14 protein-coding genes are annotated in these 18967 nt (G+C 70.4%); 12 read left to right on the top strand and 2 right to left on the bottom strand.

Annotated elements, in window-relative coordinates:
- The first annotated feature begins 169 nt into the window (after positions 1-169).
- Together BDD16_RS05495 and BDD16_RS05490 are read left to right on the top strand one after the other, a co-directional pair.
- Entirely contained in the window at positions 170-1861 is a 1692-nt protein-coding gene (locus tag BDD16_RS05495) for an MFS transporter (protein ID WP_218897708.1), read from the top strand.
- A gap of 145 nt (positions 1862-2006) precedes the next feature.
- On the top strand, positions 2007-2171 hold the full coding sequence (locus BDD16_RS05490) for a hypothetical protein (RefSeq protein WP_179633016.1): 165 nt from the start codon (positions 2007-2009) through the stop codon (positions 2169-2171).
- Between the two features lie 24 nt (positions 2172-2195).
- Here BDD16_RS05490 and BDD16_RS05485 read toward each other — a convergent pair whose 3' ends face one another.
- Together BDD16_RS05485 and BDD16_RS05480 are read right to left on the bottom strand one after the other, a co-directional pair.
- Positions 2196-2828: a response regulator gene (locus BDD16_RS05485; protein ID WP_179633015.1), complete on the bottom strand. Its 633-nt coding sequence runs from the start codon at positions 2826-2828 to the stop codon at positions 2196-2198.
- Positions 2825-4222: a HAMP domain-containing sensor histidine kinase gene (locus BDD16_RS05480; RefSeq protein WP_179633014.1), complete on the bottom strand. Its 1398-nt coding sequence runs from the start codon at positions 4220-4222 to the stop codon at positions 2825-2827. The genes BDD16_RS05485 and BDD16_RS05480 overlap by 4 nt, the downstream gene beginning before the upstream one ends.
- A 187-nt stretch (positions 4223-4409) precedes the next feature.
- On the opposite strand from BDD16_RS05480, the gene pqqA reads away from it, so the two are divergent.
- The 10 genes from pqqA (at position 4410) to BDD16_RS05430 (ending at position 18901) form a co-directional block, all read left to right on the top strand.
- Entirely contained in the window at positions 4410-4484 is a 75-nt protein-coding gene (pqqA, locus tag BDD16_RS23380; RefSeq protein WP_179636014.1) for a pyrroloquinoline quinone precursor peptide PqqA, read from the top strand.
- A 16-nt stretch (positions 4485-4500) separates the two neighbouring features.
- Positions 4501-5415 (top strand): pyrroloquinoline quinone biosynthesis protein PqqB, encoded by a 915-nt coding sequence (pqqB, locus tag BDD16_RS05470; protein ID WP_179633013.1) that lies wholly within the window; start codon positions 4501-4503, stop codon positions 5413-5415.
- A complete protein-coding gene (pqqC, locus tag BDD16_RS05465) occupies positions 5412-6179 on the top strand; it encodes a pyrroloquinoline-quinone synthase PqqC (protein WP_179633012.1) in 768 nt (255 codons plus the stop codon). The genes pqqB and pqqC overlap by 4 nt, the downstream gene beginning before the upstream one ends.
- A gap of 17 nt (positions 6180-6196) precedes the next feature.
- A complete protein-coding gene (gene pqqD / locus BDD16_RS05460; RefSeq protein ID WP_179636013.1) occupies positions 6197-6448 on the top strand; it encodes a pyrroloquinoline quinone biosynthesis peptide chaperone PqqD in 252 nt (83 codons plus the stop codon).
- Positions 6445-7608, top strand: a complete 1164-nt coding sequence (gene pqqE / locus BDD16_RS05455; RefSeq protein WP_179633011.1) for a pyrroloquinoline quinone biosynthesis protein PqqE — start codon at positions 6445-6447, stop codon at positions 7606-7608. Before pqqD ends, pqqE begins: the two co-directional genes overlap by 4 nt.
- Before the next feature lie 43 nt (positions 7609-7651).
- Entirely contained in the window at positions 7652-8095 is a 444-nt protein-coding gene (locus tag BDD16_RS05450) for a universal stress protein (protein ID WP_179633010.1), read from the top strand.
- Positions 8096-8192: 97 nt separating this feature from the next.
- Complete coding sequence (gene tkt / locus BDD16_RS05445; protein ID WP_179633009.1) at positions 8193-10301, top strand: transketolase; 2109 nt, start codon at positions 8193-8195, stop codon at positions 10299-10301.
- 100 nt (positions 10302-10401) lie between these two features.
- A complete protein-coding gene (locus BDD16_RS05440) occupies positions 10402-10584 on the top strand; it encodes a hypothetical protein (protein ID WP_179633008.1) in 183 nt (60 codons plus the stop codon).
- 26 nt (positions 10585-10610) lie between these two features.
- Positions 10611-12998, top strand: a complete 2388-nt coding sequence (locus BDD16_RS05435) for a phosphoketolase family protein (RefSeq protein WP_179633007.1) — start codon at positions 10611-10613, stop codon at positions 12996-12998.
- Positions 12999-13069: 71 nt separating this feature from the next.
- Positions 13070-18901, top strand: coding sequence for an alpha-2-macroglobulin family protein (locus tag BDD16_RS05430; protein ID WP_246332475.1), 5832 nt, complete (start codon positions 13070-13072; stop codon positions 18899-18901).
- The last annotated feature ends 66 nt before the right edge of the window (positions 18902-18967 follow it).

The following is an 18967-nucleotide window of genomic DNA, read 5'->3' as shown; positions in this document are numbered from 1 at the left end:
CTGTGAACAATTCCGATTTTTTTCCGCATCGTGAAACAAGGGCTGCGGGTTGGTCTTGATAACGTAAGGTTTTGTTGGAAACGAGTCAGGAAACTGTCAGAGCCTGGTTCGACAGTGAAAGCCATGCGCCGTGGTCGCGGCGCTGCTTTCTGGTCGAGGAGACAAACACATGTCCAGCATTCCCGCGAACGCTCGGGCCACCGATTCGCCGATGACGGCAGAGGAGAGGAAGGTCATCTTCGCCTCGTCGCTCGGCACTGTTTTCGAGTGGTACGACTTCTACCTGTACGGATCGCTTGCCGCGATCATCGCCAAGCAGTTCTTCAGCGGTCTGGATCCGTCCGCCGCGTTCATCTTTGCCCTGCTGGCGTTTGCCGCAGGCTTCATCGTGCGTCCCTTCGGCGCGCTGGTGTTCGGGCGCCTCGGCGACATGATCGGCCGGAAGTACACCTTCCTGGTCACCATCCTGATCATGGGTCTGGCCACCTTCATCGTCGGCGTGCTGCCCAACTACGCGTCCATCGGTGTCGCTGCGCCGGTCATCCTGATCTCGCTGCGCATGCTGCAGGGCCTGGCGCTCGGTGGCGAGTACGGCGGTGCTGCAACGTACGTGGCCGAACACGCCCCGCACGGCCGCCGCGGTGCCTACACCGCGTGGATCCAGACCACCGCGACGCTGGGCCTGTTCCTGTCGCTGATGGTGATCCTGGGCACCCGCTCGCTCATCGGTGAAGAGGCCTTCGCCGACTGGGGCTGGCGCGTGCCGTTCATCGTGTCGATCCTGCTGCTGGCCATCAGCGTCTGGATCCGCCTGTCGATGAACGAATCGCCCGCCTTCAAGAAGATGAAGGAAGAGGGCAAGACCTCCAAGGCACCGCTGTCCGAGTCCTTCGGCCAGTGGAAGAACCTGAAGATCGTGCTGCTGGCGCTGTTCGGTCTGGTCGCTGGCCAGGCGGTGGTCTGGTACACGGGCCAGTTCTACGCGCTGTTCTTCCTGACCAGCGTGCTCAAGGTCGACGGCCCCACCGCCAACATCCTGGTCGCGGCCTCGCTGATCATCGGCACGCCGTTCTTCGTGGTCTTCGGCACGCTGTCGGACAAGATCGGCCGCAAGCCGATCATCATGGCCGGCCTGCTGCTCGCCATGCTGACGTTCTTCCCGCTGTTCAAGGCGCTGACCGCCGCAGCCAACCCCGATCTGGCCGCGGCGCAGGCCTCGGCCCAGATCTTCGTGAAGGCCGATCCGGCGACCTGCTCGTTCCAGGGCAGCCCGGTGGCGCGTGAAGTCGACTTCACCAACCCCTGCGACATTGCCAAGCGCGCACTGGCCCAGAACTCGGCCAGCTACGTGAACGAGGCCGTGCCGACGGGCACGGCGACGACCATCAAGATCGGCGAGAAGGAAATCGTGCCCCCGACCGGCGTGCTGCTAGCTGGTGGTCACAAGTTCGACGAGGTCAGCGGCAAGGCCATCGCCCAGTTCAAGAAGGACGTGGCGGCTGCGCTGAAGGAAGCGGGCTATCCGGCCAAGGCGGACCCGGCCAAGATCGACAAGGTCAAGATCATCATGATCCTGTCGGTCCTCGTGATCTACGTGACCATGGTCTACGGCCCGATCGCCGCGATGCTGGTGGAGATGTTCCCGACCCGCATCCGCTACACCTCGATGTCGCTGCCGTATCACATCGGCAACGGCTGGTTCGGTGGCCTGATGCCCACGATCGCCTTCGCGATGGTGGCCCAGAACGGCGACATGTACTACGGCCTGTGGTACCCCATCACGATCGCGGCCATCACCTTCGTGATCGGCATGCTGTTCGTGAAGGAAACCAAGGACACCGACATCTACGCCGGTGACTGAACGCCTGCCATCCGCTGACGTTCCGCTGATGTGACAAGGCGCCCCGCGAGGGGCGCCTTGTTCGTTCGCCGGGGCGACCTGACCCTGTTCTTACCCACCCACCCACCCACCCACCCCTCGCTTCAACCCCCAAGGAGTTTCAACCATGTGGAAGATTGTTCTGGCCTTCATCGCCTTCGCCGCCCTCGCCATGTTCATCCTGATGAAGAGCGGTGGTGACATCGACATGAGCGGCGAGAAGCACGGCGTCGATGCGCACGAGCCGGCTCCGGGTGCTGCCAGCGGGGCTGCACCTGCTGCCTCGCACTGAGCCTGCACGGGGGCGGTGACAGGCTCAGGCCTCGATCAGTCCCCAGCGCAGTGCCAGCAGCGTCAGCTCCGCCTGGTTGGCGGCTTCGAGCTTCTGCTTGACGTGGTAGAGGTGGGTGCCCACCGTGCTGGCCGAGAGGTTCAGATCGCCGGCGATGTCCTGTACCGAGCGGCCGCGGGCGAGTTGCACGAAGACCTCGAATTCGCGCGAGGACAGCCGGTCGGCCGGGTTCTCGCTGCCATCGATCGCGGCGAGCGCGAGCTGGCGGGCGATGTCCGCATCCAGCCAGCGCCGGCCCGCCGCCACCGCGCGGATGGCTTCCGGCAGGTTCTCCGGCGCGCTGCGCTTGGAGAGGAATCCCATCGCTCCGGCATCGAGCGCCCGCCGCGCGTGGGCGCTGTCGTCGTGGGCGGACAGCATCAGCAGCTTCAGCGTGCCGTCGCGGGCGCGCAGCCGACGCAGCGTCTCCAGCCCGCCCATGCCGGGCATCGAGATGTCGAGCACCACCACGTCCGGCGCCGCGGCCGCCACGTTCAGCAGTGCCTGCTCGCCACTGTCGGCTTCGCCGGCCACCACCAGCCCGGGGCACTCGCTCAGCAGCATCCGGAAGCCCATGCGCACCAGCGCGTGGTCATCGACCAGCATCACGCGGATCATGTCGTCTCTCCTTGGGGGCCGGTCATCGGCAACCAGGTCTGCACGCGGGTGCCGCCTTCGGGTCGCCGTTGCACGCTCAAGCGTCCGCCCAGCGTGGCGGCCCGTTCGCGCAGGCCGCGCAGGCCGTAGTGGCCGCGGCGTGCCCAGTCGTCGGGCAGGCCCTGGCCGTCGTCCTCGACCGTGAGCCGCAGCGAGGTCGGGTCGGCTTCTGCACAGATCCGCACCCGCGTGCCGCCGCTGTGGCGCAGTGCGTTGGTCAGCGCCTCCTGCGCGACGCGGTAGGCGGCGCGTGCCGGCTCGACGGGCAGCGACTGGCTCTGCTCCAGACCGTGCAGGTTCAGCTCCAGTGTCATGTCGCCGTAGCGGCTGCGCGAGGCATCGACCAGCTCGGTCAGCGCGTCCGCCAGTCCGAGATCGTCCAGCGCGGGCGGGGCCAGCCGCGGGATCAGGCCATGCATGGCTTCGTAGAGCCGTGCCGCCTCGTCGGCGATCATGCCGGTGGCCTGGGCGCTGGTGGCGTCGCGGTCGCCGAGCCGGGTCTGCACCGTGCGGGCCAGCGAGCGGATGGCCGTGACCGACTGGGCGAACTCGTCGTGCAGTTCGCGGGCGATGGCACGCCGCTCGGATTCGGTGTGCACCTCCAGCCGGCGCGCGAATTCGCGGCTTTCCAGCAGCGTGCGCTCGGCTTCGAAGGCGCGCATGCGGGCCTCGATCTCGCCCTCGATCGCCTCGGCGAGCTGGTTGACGGCCTGCCCGATCACCGCCGCCTCGCGCCCTGGCAGGGCGGGCAGGCGTGCGGCGTAATCGCCTTGCTGCAGCCGGGCCAGGCCTTCCACGATGGTCGGCAGTGGCTTGAGCGCCCGTCCGACGCCCCAGAACACCGCCAGGTTCAGCAGCACCAGCACCGCCGCGCCCGTGCCGCCCAGCACGACAAAGTCATCCCAGCCATCCAGGATGGCGCGCGAGGGCTCGGCCTCCACCGTCAGCCGGCCACCCGGCATCTGGATGACCTGGCGCTCCAGTGCCGGCGAGACCAGGGCGCTGTACCAGCCGGGGGCGTTCCGGCCCTGCTTGTAGGTGGCCTGCGGCGAGGTGAACAGCACGCGGCCATCGTCGGACTCGAAACGGATGTCGTTGGCGCGGACCCGGCCGAGCTGCTCCAGGAACTGCACCAGGGCCTGCGGACCCGCATTGGCGTAGATCCAGGTCACCCGCTGCAGCAACTGGCCGGCGACGCGGTTGCCGGCGGTGATCTCTTCGCGCACGCTGCGGCGGGTCGCGTCGATCTGCAGCGCGATGACGGCCACGACGAACAGGCCCATCAAGGCGGCCACCATCAGGTGGATCTGCAGGCGCAGGCTCGGACTGCGCAGAACGGGTACTGGAGAGGACATGGCCCGGATTGTCTGCGGCCTGACCGCGTGTGCAAGGCGGTGCGCTGTATCTTCGGTATCCGTCGGGACCAGGCCGGCTGCTTTCATGAAAATCATGAGGCGCGAATCATGGGTGTGGCGACGACGGCGTGCAGGCAGGTCACGACACTGGAGACTCCCAACCCCCCCACCCTGAAGGAGTTTCACGATGACCTGGCAAACCCCCACCGCCTGCGACTTCCGTTTCGGCTTCGAGATCACGATGTACGTCGCGGCCCGCTGAGCCCCGGGACGACACCATGAAACTGCGGGTGCTCGGCTCGGCCGCTGGCGGTGGATTTCCGCAGTGGAACTGCAACTGCGTGCAATGCACCGCCGTGCGGGCGGGATCCCCGAACCACCGCGCCCGCACCCAGTCGTCCGTCGCCGTCGGCGGCCCGGACGACTGGCTGCTGGTCAACGCTTCCCCTGACATGCTGACGCAGCTGCAGCGCAGCCCCGCGCTGCAGCCCGCCCGCGCCGTGCGCGACACGGGCATCGCGGGCGTGCTGCTGTGTGACGGCCAGATCGACCACAGCACCGGCCTGTACATGCTGCGCGAGCGCGGCACGCCGCTGCCGCTGTGGACCACGCGCCCGGCGCACGACGACCTGAGCCTCGGCAACCCGATCCTGCGCGTGCTGTCGCACTACTGCGGCGTGGCGTGGAACGAGCTGCCCCTCGACGGCACCGCGTTCACCATCCCCGGTGTCGCCGACCTGCGCCTCACCGCGCTGCCGCTCGACAGCAAGCCAGCGCCGTACTCGCCGCACCGCGAGTCGCCCGTGCCCGGCGACAACATCGGCCTCGTCTTCGAGAACGTCGCCACCGGCCGCCGCGTGTTCTACGCCCCCGGCCTCGGCGAGATCAGCCCGGCTGTCTGGGAGGCGATGTCCACCGCCGACGTGGTGATGGTGGACGGCACCTTCTGGACCGACGACGAGATGATCCGCCTCGGTTTCTCGCAGAAGACGGGCCGCAGCATCGGCCACCTGCCGCAGTCTGGCGCGGGCGGGATGCTGGAGTGGCTCGGCCGCCTGCCGGCGACGACCCGCAAGCTGCTCATCCACATCAACAACACCAACCCGATCCTCGACGAAGCCTCGCCCGAGCGGCAGGCGGTCGAGGCGGCGGGTGTCGAAGTCAGCTTCGACGGGCTGGAGATCTCGTTTTGACCCCGTTCAATGCCCCGGCCGTCTTCCGGCCGCGCGACCCGGACGCGCCCGCCTGGGACGCCGCCACCTTCGAGGCCCACCTGCGCGAGCAGGGCAAGAGCTACCACATCCACCACCCCTTCAACGTCATGCTGAACACCGGCCGGGCGACGCCGGAGCAGATCCGCGGCTGGGTGGCGAACCGGTTCTATTACCAGATCGCGATCCCGGTGAAGGACGCCGCGGTGCTGTCGAACTGCCCTGACCGGGAGGTGCGGCGCGAGTGGATCCAGCGCATCCTCGACCACGACGGCTTCGAGTTCCGCGCGCCCGACGGGGCGGTGGTGCGCGACGAGGGCGGCATCGAGGCGTGGATCCGGCTGGGCTTGGCGGTCGGCCTGACACGCGAGGAGATCACCGACCTGCGCCATGTCGTGCCGGCGGTGCGCTTCGCGGTTGATGCCTACGTCAACTTCGCGCGCCACGCGCCGTGGCAGGAGGCGGTGTGCTCCTCGCTGACCGAGCTGTTCGCGCCCGAGATCCACAAGCAGCGCCTGGCGACCTGGCCGGAGCACTACGCCTGGATCGACGCCGAGGGCCTGTCCTACTTCCGCAACCGCGTCAGCCAGGCGCGGCGCGACGTGGAGCAGGGGCTGGCGGTCACGCTCGGCCACTTCCGCACCCGTGAGCAGCAGGAGCGGGCGCTGGAGATCCTGCGCTTCAAGCTCGACATCCTCTGGGCGATGAACGACGCGATGGCGCAGCGCTACGGAGTCAATCCGTGAGCGGCGATGCCGGCACGATGCCGCGCGTGGCCCGCGGTTTCCGGCTCCAATGGGAAGCCGCGCAGGACTGCCACGTCCTGCTCTACCCCGAAGGCATGGTGAAACTCAACCGCAGCGCAGGCGAGATCCTGACCCGCTGCACCGGCACGGCCAGCGTCGCCGAGATCGTCGCCGACCTGGAAACCGCCTTCGGCGCGACCGGGCTGCGGCCGGATGTCGACGCCTTCCTCGACATGGCGCGCCAGCAGCGCTGGGTGGAGCTGGCGTGACCTCGCAGCCGACTGCGCCGGTCATCGGCCCGCCGCTGTGGCTGCTGGCGGAGGTGACCTACCGCTGCCCGCTGCACTGCGTGTTCTGCTACAACCCGGTCGACTTCGCGAAGACCGAACGCGCGGACGAACTCTCCACTGCCGACTGGCTGCGCGTGCTGCGCGAGGCGCGGCAACTGGGCGCCGTGCAGTGCGGCTTCTCCGGCGGCGAGCCGCTGGTGCGCGATGACCTCGAAGAGCTGATTGCCGAGGCGCACCGGCTGGGCTACTACACGAACCTGCTCACCTCCGGCGTCGGGCTGACGAAGGAGCGGGCGCATGCGCTGAAGGCGGCCGGCCTCGACCATGTGCAGCTCAGCTTCCAGGACTCGACCCGCGAGCTGAACGACTTCCTCAGCCACACCAAGACCTTCCAGCTCAAGCAGGAAGTCGGCGAGACCATCAAGGCGCTGGGCTGGCCGATGGTGATGAACGTGGTGATCCACCGCCTCAACATCGACCACATCGACCGCATCATCGCGATGGCGGACGCGCTCGGCGCCGAGTACCTGGAGCTGGCGAACTCGCAGTACTACTCCTGGGCGCACCTGAACCGCGACCACCTGCTGCCAACCAGCGAGCAGATCCGCCGCGCCGAGGCCGTGACCGACGCCTGGCGCGTCAAGGTGGCCGACCGGATGAAGCTGTTCTTCGTGGCGCCCGATTACCACGAGGGCAAGCCGAAGAAGTGCATGAACGGCTGGGGCAACATCTTCCTGACCATTGCGCCGGACGGCACCGCGCTGCCCTGCCACACCGCGAAGATGCTGCCGGGGCTGGCCTTTCCGAACGTGCGTGAACACGACGTGCGCCACATCTGGCACGACAGCGAAGGCTTCAACCGCTACCGCGGCACCGGCTGGATGAAGGGCGCTTGCGTCACCTGTCCGGACAAGGAGAAGGATCTGGGCGGCTGCCGCTGCCAGGCGTTTTTGCTGGCGGGGGATCCGGCGGCGACCGATCCGGTCTGCCCGAAGAGCGAGCGGCACGCCCTCGTGCAGGCGGCGGTGGCGGCGGCCGATGCGGGCGTGGTGCCGGAGCGGCCGCTGGTGTTCCGCGATCCGAAACAGTCGCGGGCATGGCTGACGAAGATCAAGTCTGGTGGCGTGGTGGACGCCTAGAGTGGGCACATCGCCCCTCCGGGCACCCCACCAGGATCCCGCCATGTTCAAGCACCTCTTCGTTCCCGTCGATGGCTCCGAGCTGTCTCTGCGCGCCATGGAGTCCAGCATCGCGCTGGCCAGTTCGCTGGGCGCGACGATCACCGGTTTTGTCGTCGAATCCGACATTCCGCTGTCGGCCGTCAGTGCCAGCCCGACCACCTTCGTCAAGCAGATCGAGGCCCACGAGGCCCGCACCGATGCCCACGCCCACAAGGTGCTGCAGGCCTTTGCGGACCGTGCCAAGGCGGCCGGTGTCACGTTCGAGAGCGAATACCGCCGCAGTGACCAGACCGACGCCGTCATCGCCGAGGTGGCCGACATCGTCAAGGCCGACCTGATCGTCATGGTCACGCACGGCCGCGGCGTGTTTGGCGAGTTGCTGTTCGGCTCGCACACCAAGAACGTGATGTCGCGCACCAAGGTGCCGCTGCTGGTGCTGCACTGAGCGCCCACTCCGGCCTGTGGGCCGGGATCGTGCGCTGACGAACAGACATGTGCGCCCGCGGGCCGCTACAAACGGCGGCACCTTGGGGAGATTGCACATGACCACTGACCCGACCGCCACGAACGACACCTCGCCGCTCGACCGGCGCTGCATCGACACCCTGCGCACGCTGGCGATCGATGCGGTCGAGCAGGCGCAGTCCGGCCACCCCGGCACGCCCATGGGGGCCGCGCCGATCGCCTACACGCTGTGGCAGCGCTTCCTGCGCTTCGATCCGCAAGACACCACCTGGCCGGACCGGGACCGCTTCGTGCTGTCTGGCGGCCACGCGTCGGCCTTGCTCTACGGGCTGCTGCACCTCTGCGGCGTGCGGGACGCGGCTGGCGCCGAGGCGGTGTCGATGGACGACCTGCAGCGGTTTCGTCAGCTCGGCAGCCACTGCACCGGCCACCCGGAGCATGGCGTGACCGCGGGCGTGGAGACCACCACCGGCCCGCTCGGCCAGGGCATCGCCACCAGCGTCGGCCAGGCCATCGCCCAGGCCTGGCTGGCCGCCACCTACAACCGCCCCGACCACCGCCTGTTCGACCACCGCGTCTACGCCCTGTGCGGCGACGGCGACCTGATGGAGGGCCTGAGCGCCGAGGCCGCCTCGCTGGCCGGCCACCTGCAGCTCGCCCACCTCTGCTGGCTCTACGACTGCAACCGCATCAGCATCGAAGGCTCGACCACGATCGCCTTCACCGAGGACGTCGGCGCGCGCTTCGCTGCGCAGGGCTGGCAGGTGCTGCGTGTCGCCGACGCCAATGACCTCGGCGCGCTGACCCGCGCGCTGCACACCTTCGTGGAGACCACCGACCGGCCCACGCTCATCATCGTGCAGAGCACCATCGGCTATGGCGCCCCGCACAAGGCGGACACGAAGGAAGCCCATGGCGAGCCGCTCGGCGCCGAAGAGGTGCGGCTGACCAAGCGCTTCTACGGCGTCGATCCGGACGCGAGCTTCGTGGTGCCCGAGGGCGTGCGGGCGCATTTCGCGGCGAAATTCGGCCAGCGTGGCGCACAGGCCTACGGAGCGTGGACCGAGCGCTTCGCCGCCTACCGGGCGCGTTACCCGACATTGGCCCTGCAGCTCGACCAGATGCAGCACCGCACCTTGCCACCTGGCTGGGACGCCCACTGGCCGACCTTCGCCGCCGATGCCCGCGGGCTGGCCACGCGCGAGGCGTCCGGCCAGGTGCTCAACGCGATCGCGGCCCGCGTGCCCTGGCTGATCGGCGGCGCCGCGGACCTCGGACCTTCCACGAAGACGCGCCTCGGCGACCACGCCGGTGACTTCGAGCCACCCGGTGGTGGCGGTGGCGCAGGCGACTACCAGGGTCGCAACCTGCACTTCGGCGTGCGCGAACACGCGATGTGCGCCATCTCCAACGGGCTGGCGCTGTCCGGCCTGCGCCCGTTCGCGGCCAGCTTCCTGGTCTTCTCCGACTACGGGCGCGGGGCGATCCGGCTCAGCGCGATGATGGGCCTGCCGGTGCTCTATCTGTGGACCCACGACTCGATCGCCATGGGCGAGGACGGCCCGACCCACCAGCCCGTCGAACAGCTCGCTGCACTGCGCGCGCTGCCGGGCATGGTGGTGCTGCGTCCGGCCGACGCCAACGAGGTGGCCGAGGCCTGGCGGGTGGCGATGCAGTGCACCGACCGGCCGGTGAGCCTCGTGCTGTCGCGCCAGGCGCTGCCGACGCTGGACCGCACCCGCTACGGCAGCGCGCGCGGCGTGGCCCGCGGCGCTTACGTGCTGGCCGATCCGTCCGATGGCCGCGCGCCCGAGGTGCTGCTGATCGGCACAGGCAGCGAGGTGGCGCTCTGCCTGGCCGCCTTCGAGCAGCTCGGTGCCGAGGGCATCGCGGCACGCGTCGTCAGCATGCCCTCGTGGGATCTCTTCGAGGCCCAGAGCGCCGACTACCGCGACCGGGTGCTGCCGCCCGAACTGCTGGCGCGGGTGGCAGTCGAGGCCGCCTCGCCGCTGGGCTGGGAGCGCCATGTCGGCGCGGACGGCGTGGTGATCGGCATGACCGGCTTCGGGCACTCGGCGCCAGGGGCGGTGGTGCAGGCGGCCTGCGGCTTCGATGTCGCGCACGTGGTCGCCGCGGCGCACGAGCAGCTGCTGTGGCACCCGGGACTGACCGCCCGCACGGCATAGGCCCTGTCCTGCAGGCGCTGTGGCGCTGCCTGCTGCCTGCTGCCGGACGCGGCGCGGGATTCCCATACTGGGTTGTTGTCACGTGAAACAAAGGTTCCCCATGAACAAGCTTCTCACCCTGGGCGCGGCCGTGCCGGTCGCCGCCGTGCTGCTGCCGGTGGCCCAAGCCGCCCCGATGACCCGCGCCGACTACGACGCCGCGATCCGGAAGTGCGACCCGCTGGTCGGTGATCCGCGGGCGCTGTGCACCGAAACGGCCAAGCAGAAGTTCGGCACGCCGTGAAGGCCGCCTTGGCCGCGAATGCCGGGATGTCCGAGTCCCTGTCGCCTGACTTGCTGCGCCGGATGCACGCCGCCTGGCGGGCCGCCAACTACCTGTCGGTCGGCCAGATCTACCTGCAGGAGAACCCGCTGCTCGACGTGCCGCTCACGCTGGCACATGTCAAGCCGCGGCTGCTCGGCCACTGGGGCACGACGCCGGGGCTGAACCTGCTCTACGTGCACCTGAACCGGCTCATCGCCGCCCACGACCTGAACCTGATGCTCGTCGTCGGCCCCGGGCACGGCGGGCCGGGCATCGTGGCGAGCACCTACCTCGAAGGCTCGTACACCGAGCACTACCCCGCGATCGAGCGCAACCGCAGCGGGCTGCGCCGGCTGTTCCGCCAGTTCTCGTGGCCGGGCGGCATCCCGAGCCACGTCGCGCCGGAAACGCCCGGCTCGATCCACGAAGGCGGCGAGCTGGGCTACTCGCTGGCGCACGCCTACGGGGCGGCGTTCGACAACCCGGACCTGGTCGTCGCCTGCGTCATCGGCGATGGCGAGGCCGAGACCGGCCCGCTCGCGGCGAGCTGGCAGTCGAACCAGTTCCTGAATCCGGCGCACGACGGTGCCGTGCTGCCGATCCTGCACCTCAACGGCTACAAGATCGCCAACCCGTCGCTGCTGGCGCGCATCGGACGTCCCGAGCTGTTCGAGCTGCTGCACGGCCACGGCTACGAACCGCATTTCGTCGAAGGCGATGACCCGGCGCTGGTCCACCAGTGCCTGGCCGGCACGCTCGACAAGGCGCTGGACCACATCCGCTGCATCCAGCGCGACGCCCGCACGCCGGACCAGCCCGCCCATCCGGCGCGGCCGCGCTGGCCGATGATCGTCCTGCGCACCCCCAAGGGCTGGACCGGGCCGAAGGTGGTCGATGGCCTGCCGGTCGAAGGCACCTGGCGCGCCCACCAGGTGCCGATCGCCAACGTCCGGGCGCCCGGCCACCTGCAGCTCCTCGACGACTGGCTGCAGAGCTACGACCCCCGCACGCTGTTCGACGCGGACGGTCGCCTGCACGAGGAACTGGCGGCCCTGGCGCCCACCGGCCCGCGCCGCATGGGCAGCAACCCGCACACCAACGGCGGCCAGCTGCTGCAGGCGCTGTCGCTGCCGCCGTTCCGCGACCACGCGGTGGCGGTGCCGACACCGGGCGGCGTGCAGGCCGAGGCCACGCGGGTGCTGGGCACCTGGCTGCGCGATGTGGTGGCGCGCAACCTCGACCAGCGCAACTTCCGCCTCTTCGGGCCGGACGAGACGGCCTCGAACCGGCTCGACGCCGTCTTCGAGGCCACCGGCAAGGCGTGGATGGCCGAGGTCCTGCCGACCGACACCCACCTCAGCGCCGACGGCCGCGTGATGGAGGTGCTGAGCGAGCACCTCTGCGAAGGCTGGCTGGAGGGCTACCTGCTCACCGGGCGCCACGGGCTGTTCTCGTGCTACGAAGCCTTCCTGCCGATCGTCGGCTCGATGGTCAGCCAGCACGCCAAGTGGCTCCAGGTCAGCCGCCAGATCCCGTGGCGCGCGCCGCTGGCCTCGCTCAACCTGCTGCTCACCTCGCACGTCTGGCGCCAGGACCACAACGGCCTGTCGCACCAGGACCCCGGCTTCATCGACCAGCTGGCCAACAAGCGGGCCGACGTGGTGCGCATCTACCTGCCGCCGGACGCGAACTGCCTGCTCTGCGTGGTCGACCACTGCCTGCGCAGCCGCCACACCATCAACGCCATCGTCGCTGGCAAGCAGCCCGAGTGGCAGTGGCTGGACATGGACGCCGCCGTGCGCCACTGCAGCGCCGGCGCGGGGGTCTGGGACTGGGCGGGGCAGGGCGACGACAGCGACACCGGCGACGAGGAACCCGATGTGGTGATGGCCTGCGCCGGCGACGTGCCGACGCTCGAAACGCTGGCCGCCGTGCTGCTGCTGCGCCAGGAGGTGCCGGACCTGCGCATCCGCGTCGTCAACGTCGTGGACCTGATGGTGCTGCAAGCCCCGTCGCAGCACCCGCACGGACTGCCCGACCGCGACTTCGACGACCTGTTCACCACCGACCGGCCCGTGGTCTTCGCCTTCCACGGCTACCCGGCGATGGTCCACAAGCTCACCTACCGGCGCCGCAACCACGGCAATTTCCACGTCCGGGGCTTCCAGGAGTCCGGCTCGACCACGACGCCCTTCGACATGGTGGTGCGCAACCACCTCGACCGCTACCAGCTCGCGCTGGATGTGGTCCGCCACGTGCCGCGCCTGGCCGGGCAGCTCGCGCAGGCCACGGCGCGCTACGGGGCCCGGGTGGAGCGCCACCAGCAGCACATCGCCGAGCACGGCGAGGATCTGCCGGAAATCCGGGACTGGCACTGGGAACGCCGGACATAGACTGTGCGCTCGAACAGGAGGGCGTGATGGGCTCGACGCGCAGCAGGACGGTGGCAAGGTGGATGGCGGCAATGCTGGCAGGCTGGACGCTGGCCGGTGCAGCACAGGCGGCCCGGGTGGTCACGGCGACGCCCAGCGGCGAGGTGTCCGAGGCGGTGCAGATCCGCCTGCGCTTCGACACGGCGGTCGTGCCGTTCGGTTCGCCCGCCTTGCCCGATCCGGCCACGCTGCGCTGCGAAGGCCTGGGTGCCACGGCGGCACCCGCCGGCAGCCGCCGCTGGACCAGCGACCGCGAGTGGGCCTACGACCTGAACGACGCGCTGCCCCCCGGCGTCGCGTGCCAGCTGACGATCGCGCCGACCTGGAAGCCGCTGAACGGCACGCTCCACGGGCCGCGCGAGTTCCGCTTCTCGTCGGGCGGGCCGGCGGTGCTGTCGGTCGAGCCGTACGAAGGCGCGCAGGTCGAGGAGGACCAGCACTGGCTGCTGCGCCTGAACGGCCAGGTCGTCGCCGACACGGTGCGCCGCAACGCCTGGTGCGAAGTGCAGGGCGTCGGCGAGCGGGTGCCCGTGGTCTGGGTCGACGGGGCACCGCGCGCCGCGCTGCTGAAGAGCCAGCAGATCAAGGACCGGGACGCCGAGCGCGTGGCCGTGCTGACCTGTCAGCGCCCGCTGCCGCCCGCTGCGGGGGTGAAGCTGGTGTGGGGGCCGGGCATCGCCGCGGCCAACAACCCGAAGGTCGTCACCCGCGCGCCGCGCCGCTTCGAGTGGGAGGTGCGCGAGCGCTTCACCGCCGAGTTCACCTGCGAGCGCGAGCGGGCCGAGGCGCCGTGCATCCCGCTGCGGCCGATGCAGGTGCGTTTCTCTGCGCCGGTCGCGCGCGAGGTGGCGGCGCAGATCCGCCTGGCGCGCGCGGACGGGCAGGGCAGCGGGATCGCGCCGAAGCTCGCCCGCGACGCGACCGAGGCGACGGTCGAGGCCATCGATTTCCCCTCGCCGCTGGACGAGCGCATGCGCTACCAGCTCACGCTGCCCAAGGACTTCCGCGACGCCTCCGGCCGCGCGCTGGCGAACGCGTCGGCCTTTCCGCTGCAGACGGCGACCGGCGGGATGCCGCCGCTGGCCAAGTTCGCCGCGGCGCCGTTCGGCGTGGTCGAACTGGGCACCGCCGCCGAGCCGGGGATGCTGCCGATCACGGTGCGCCATGTCCACGAAGGCAGCGGCCCGCCACCGAAGGCGCGGCTGAACATCAAGACGCTCGACGCGGGCGTGTCCGACAAGGACTTGCTGCAGTGGTTCGCCAAGGTGCAGCGCCACCACGAGAGCAGCTTCACCGCCCGGGAAGCCGGTCTGCCCCAGAAGGACTGGAAGGTCACCGAGACCGTGACCGGCGACGACGGCAAGCCGCGCAAGGTGACGCGGGACCGCATCGTCGGCACCCGCGAGCTGTCGCTGCTGGCCAAGGAAACCGAGGTGCAGCGCAGCGACCTGCCCGGCCCCGGTGCGGACACCGCCAAGACGCCCGGCGCGACCGAGGTGCTCGGCCTGCCGCTGACGCGCTCGGGCTACCACGTCGTCGAGATCTCTTCGCGCGTGCTCGGCCGGCAGTTGCTGGACCGGGAGGCGCCGATGTACGTCCGCGCCGGTGTGCTGGTGACGCCGATGGGGGTGCATTTCAAGCGCGGGCGCACGTCCAGCCTCGTCTGGGTGACGACGCTCGACCGCGCGCAGCCGGTGGCGAACGCGGACGTGGCGGTGAATGACTGCCGCGGCGACGTGCTCTGGTCCGGTCGCACCGATGCGCAGGGGGTGGCGCGGATTCCGCGTGGGTTCGAGGTGACCTACGACCAGTGCCTCACCGACAACGGCCTGTTCGTGACGGCCCGCAGCCCGGCGCGAGCGGACGGCGGGCGCGACCTGTCGTTCGTGTTCAGCGGCTGGAGCCAGGGCATCGAGTCCTGGCGCTTCAACCACCCGACCGCCAGCGGCCCGCTCGACGACCGCAACGCGGTGCGCGCCCACACGGTGTTCGACCGCACGCTGCTGCGCGTCGGCGAGACGGTGTCGATGAAACACTGGCTGCGCCACGAGACCGAGCGCGGCCTGGCGGCGTTCAAGGCCGATCAGCAGCCCGACGAGGTGGACATCACCCACGTGGCCACGGGCGAGGTGGTGACGCTTCCCTTTGCGCGGGCGATGCGCTGGGCGACTCCGAAAGCGGCCAAGCAGGGCTTCTACGACGTGACGCTCAAGCGCAAGGGCGGGGCGCAGTGGTCCTCCGGGCAGTTCCGTGTCGAGGCGTTCAAGGTGCCGCTGGTCGATGCGCGGCTGTCGGCACCGGCTGGCCCGCAGATCGCGCCGCGCGAGCTGAGCCTCGGCGTGCAGCTCACGCACCTGTCGGGCGGCGGGCTGTCGACGGCGGCGTCGCTGAACGCGCTGCTGCGGCCGGCGTACATCCACTTCCCCGACTACGGCGACTACAGCTTCTCGCCGCCGGACACCCGCAACGCCGAGACCGGCGAGTCGGTCAGCAGCGTGCGCGAACAGGTGCTCGCCGACCGCCAACCCGTGAAGACCGACGCGCAGGGCGCCGCCACCGCCAAGGTCGCGCTGCCCGCGAGCGTGCAAGCGCTCAAGGTGCCGGCCGAACTCGTCACCGAGGTAAGCTTCGACGACCCGAACGGCGAGCGCCAGACCGTGGGCCGCACGACGACGCTGTGGCCATCGAGCCTGGTGGTCGGCGTCCGCGCGCGCAGTTGGCTGGCGCAGAAGGGGCGCGTGCCGGTGCAGATGGTCGTGCTCGACACGCAGGGCAAGCCGCAGGCCGGGCAGGCGGTCGCGCTGCGCGGCGAGCAGCGCACGTCGCTGACGACGCGCCAGAAGGTGGTCGGTGGTTTCTACGCCTACGACTCTAAAGAGCAGGTGAAGGATCTTGGCAAGCTCTGCAGCGGCAAGACCGACGCGCGCGGGCTGCTGGTGTGCGACCTCGACGTGACGAGCGCGGGCGAGATCCACCTGATCGCGCAGGCGACCGACAGCGCCGGCAAGCGGACGGAGTCGACCGCCTCGGTCTGGGTCAGCCTGGGCGGTGAACTCTGGTTCGACCAGGACAACGACGACCGCATCGACCTGCTCCCCGAACAGCGCGACCTGAAGCCGGGCGAGACGGCGCGGCTGCAGGTGCGCATGCCGTTCCGCGAGGCGACGGTGCTGGTGACGGTCGAGCGCGAGGGCGTGCTGGAGGCGAAGGTGGTGACGCTGCGCGGCAGTGATCCGGTGATCGAGGTGCCGATCCCGAAGGCGTCCGCAGCCGGCGCGGGCTCCTGGGCGCCGAACGTGTACGTCAGCGCGCTGGTGCTGCGTGGGCGGATCCGGCATGTGCCGTGGTATTCGTTCTTCGACTGGGGCTGGCGCGCGCCGACGCTGTGGTGGAACGCCTGGCGCCACGAAGCGCCGGAGTACCAGGCGCCGACCGCGATGGTCGATCTGGCCAAGCCGGCGTTCAAGCTGGGCGTGGCGGCGCTGCGGGTCGGGCTGGACGAGCACCGGCTGGAGGTCAAGGTCACGCCCGCGCAGCCGCAGTACGGCGTGCGCCAGACGGCGAAGGCGACGGTGCAGGTGCTGCGCGGCGGGCAGCCGCTGGCGGGCGGCGAGGTGGCGTTCGCGGCGGTGGATGAGGGGCTGCTGGCGCTGATGCCGAACACCTCGTGGGAGCTGCTGGAGGCGATGTTCCAGCCGCGTGCGTGGGGGGTGGAGACGTCCACCGCGCAGAACGAGATCATCGGCCGCCGCCACTACGGCCGCAAAGCCATCGCCCCCGGCGGCAGCGGCGGTCGCAACCCGACGCGGGAGCTGTTCGACACGCTGCTGCTGTGGCAACCGGCGGTGAAGCTCGACGCGCAGGGCCGGGCGACGATCGACGTGCCGCTGAACGATTCGCTGACCAGCTTCCGTCTCGTGGCGATCGCGGACAGCGGCGTGGACCAGTTCGGCACCGGCAGCGCGTCGATCCGCGTCAGCCAGGACTTGCAGATGCTCGCCGGCCTGCCGACGCTGGTGCGCGGCGGCGACCAGTTCGAGGCGCTCTACACGCTGCGCAACACGACGGCGCGGGCAATGAAGGTCCAGGCGACGCTCACCGGGCAGCCGGAGCAGCAGGTGTCGATCGCGGCCGGCGCGGCGACGGAAGTGCGCTGGAAGGTCACGGTGCCGCAGGACGTGACGACGCTGACCTGGGAGGGCGGCGCCGAGGAGGTGGGCGTCGCCGCGGGAGACCAGCCGGCGCGCGACCGCATCAAGGTCGTGCAGCTGGTGCAGCCGGCCGTCCCGGTGCGCGCGCAGCAGGCGACGATCCGCCAGCTCGACGGTACGGTGAGCTGGCCGGTGGCGCTGCCCGCGGACGCGCTGCCGGGGCTGGGCGGTGTGCAGGTGACGCTCAAGCCGACGCTGGCGGGCGCGCTGCCCGGCATCCGGCGCTTCTTCGAGCTGTACCCGTACCGCTGCCTGGAACAGCAGACCTCGCGCGCCATCGGCCTGCACGACACGGCGGCGTGGACCCGGCTGGTGGGCGAACTGCCGACCTACCTCGACCGCGACGGCCTCGCGCACTACTTCCCGCCGTCATCCGACAGCGCGGGCGGGGGCAGCGACGCGCTGACGGCCTATGTGCTGGCGGCGTCGCAGGCGGCCGGCTGGAAGATCCCGGACGCGCCGCGCGAGGCGATGCTGGCCGGGCTGACCGCGTTTGTCGAAGGCCGGTTGGAGCGCCGCCTGCCGTCGCCGCGGGCGGATGCACTGGAGCGCGACGTGCGCAAGCTCGCCGCGATCGAGGCGCTGTCACGGCACGGCCGGGCGTCGGCGCGGCTGCTCGGCTCGCTGGAGATCACGCCGCAACAGTGGCCGACCGGCGCGCTGATCGACTGGCTGGCGATCCTGCGCCGCGTCGACGGCATCCCGCAGCAGGCGCAGCGCGTGGACGAGGCGCGCAACCTGCTGCGCGCCCGGCTGGTCGCGGGTGGCACGACGATGAAGTTCGCCGATGAGGCGGGCGATGCGTGGTGGTGGCTGATGACGGGCGCGGACGCCAACGCGGCGCGGCTGCTGCTGACGGCGGTGGACGATGGTGCGGGCTGGCGCGAAGACCTGCCGCGGCTCGTCACCGGCCTGATGGCGCGTCTGGACGCCCAGCGCAGCGGCGCGTTCTCGACGACGACGGCCAACGCCTGGACCACGCTGGCGCTGGACCGCTTCTCGGCGGTGCACGAGTCGATGCCCGTCACGGGCCGCAGCCGCGCCGCGCTCGGAACGACCACGCGCGAACTCGACTGGGCGAAGCAGGCCGACGGCGGGGCGATGCGCCTGCCGTGGGCGGCGCCGTCCAGCACGCCGGCCACGCTGACGGTCACGCAGCAGGGCACCGGCAAGCCGTGGGTGGCGCTGCAGAGCCTGGCCGCCGTGCCGCTGAAGGCGCCGTTCAGCGCCGGCTACCGCATCGAGCGCAGCGTCACCGGGGTCGAGCAGAAGACGGCCGGCCGGTGGACCCGCGGCGACGTGCTGCGCGTGCAGCTGAAGGTGACGGCGATGGCCGACCTCGGCTGGGTGGTGATCAGCGACCCGGTGCCGCCGGGTGGGGCGCTGCTGGGCAACGGGCTGGGGCGGGATGCACAGATCGCGACCCGCGGCGAGCAGTCGAGCGGAGCCGCCTGGCGCGTGTACGAGGAGCGCCTGCCGGAGGCCTGGCGCGCCTACTACGCCTGGCTGCCGCGCGGCACGCACACGGTCGAGTACACGATGCGGCTGAACACCGCCGGCCGCTACCTGTTGCCGCCGAGCCGCGTCGAGGCGATGTATGCGCCAGAGAACTTCGGCGAGGCACCAGTTGGCGTGATGGATGTCTCGTTTTGAACAAATCACCCTGGAATCGGGGGTGTAGTTCACAGGTACTTGGACGTATCTTTCATTCCAACGCGG

The sequence above is a fragment of the Sphaerotilus montanus genome (genome assembly GCF_013410775.1).
Classification (GTDB): domain Bacteria; phylum Pseudomonadota; class Gammaproteobacteria; order Burkholderiales; family Burkholderiaceae_C; genus Sphaerotilus; species Sphaerotilus montanus.
This window is presented reverse-complemented; position numbering and strand designations above follow the sequence as displayed.

Bases quoted from the DNA above. Each gene is read 5' to 3' on its own strand.
- BDD16_RS05495 (WP_218897708.1), top strand. From the start codon at position 170: ATGTCCAGCATTCCCGCGAACGCTCGGGCCACCGATTCGCCGATGACG.
- BDD16_RS05490 (WP_179633016.1), top strand. From the start codon at position 2,007: ATGTGGAAGATTGTTCTGGCCTTCATCGCCTTCGCCGCCCTCGCCATG.
- BDD16_RS05485 (WP_179633015.1), bottom strand. From the start codon at position 2,828: ATGATCCGCGTGATGCTGGTCGATGACCACGCGCTGGTGCGCATGGGC.
- BDD16_RS05480 (WP_179633014.1), bottom strand. From the start codon at position 4,222: ATGTCCTCTCCAGTACCCGTTCTGCGCAGTCCGAGCCTGCGCCTGCAG.
- pqqB (WP_179633013.1), top strand. From the start codon at position 4,501: ATGAAACTGCGGGTGCTCGGCTCGGCCGCTGGCGGTGGATTTCCGCAG.
- pqqD (WP_179636013.1), top strand. From the start codon at position 6,197: ATGCCGCGCGTGGCCCGCGGTTTCCGGCTCCAATGGGAAGCCGCGCAG.
- BDD16_RS05450 (WP_179633010.1), top strand. From the start codon at position 7,652: ATGTTCAAGCACCTCTTCGTTCCCGTCGATGGCTCCGAGCTGTCTCTG.
- tkt (WP_179633009.1), top strand. From the start codon at position 8,193: ATGACCACTGACCCGACCGCCACGAACGACACCTCGCCGCTCGACCGG.
- BDD16_RS05440 (WP_179633008.1), top strand. From the start codon at position 10,402: ATGAACAAGCTTCTCACCCTGGGCGCGGCCGTGCCGGTCGCCGCCGTG.
- BDD16_RS05435 (WP_179633007.1), top strand. From the start codon at position 10,611: ATGTCCGAGTCCCTGTCGCCTGACTTGCTGCGCCGGATGCACGCCGCC.
- BDD16_RS05430 (WP_246332475.1), top strand. From the start codon at position 13,070: ATGCTGGCAGGCTGGACGCTGGCCGGTGCAGCACAGGCGGCCCGGGTG.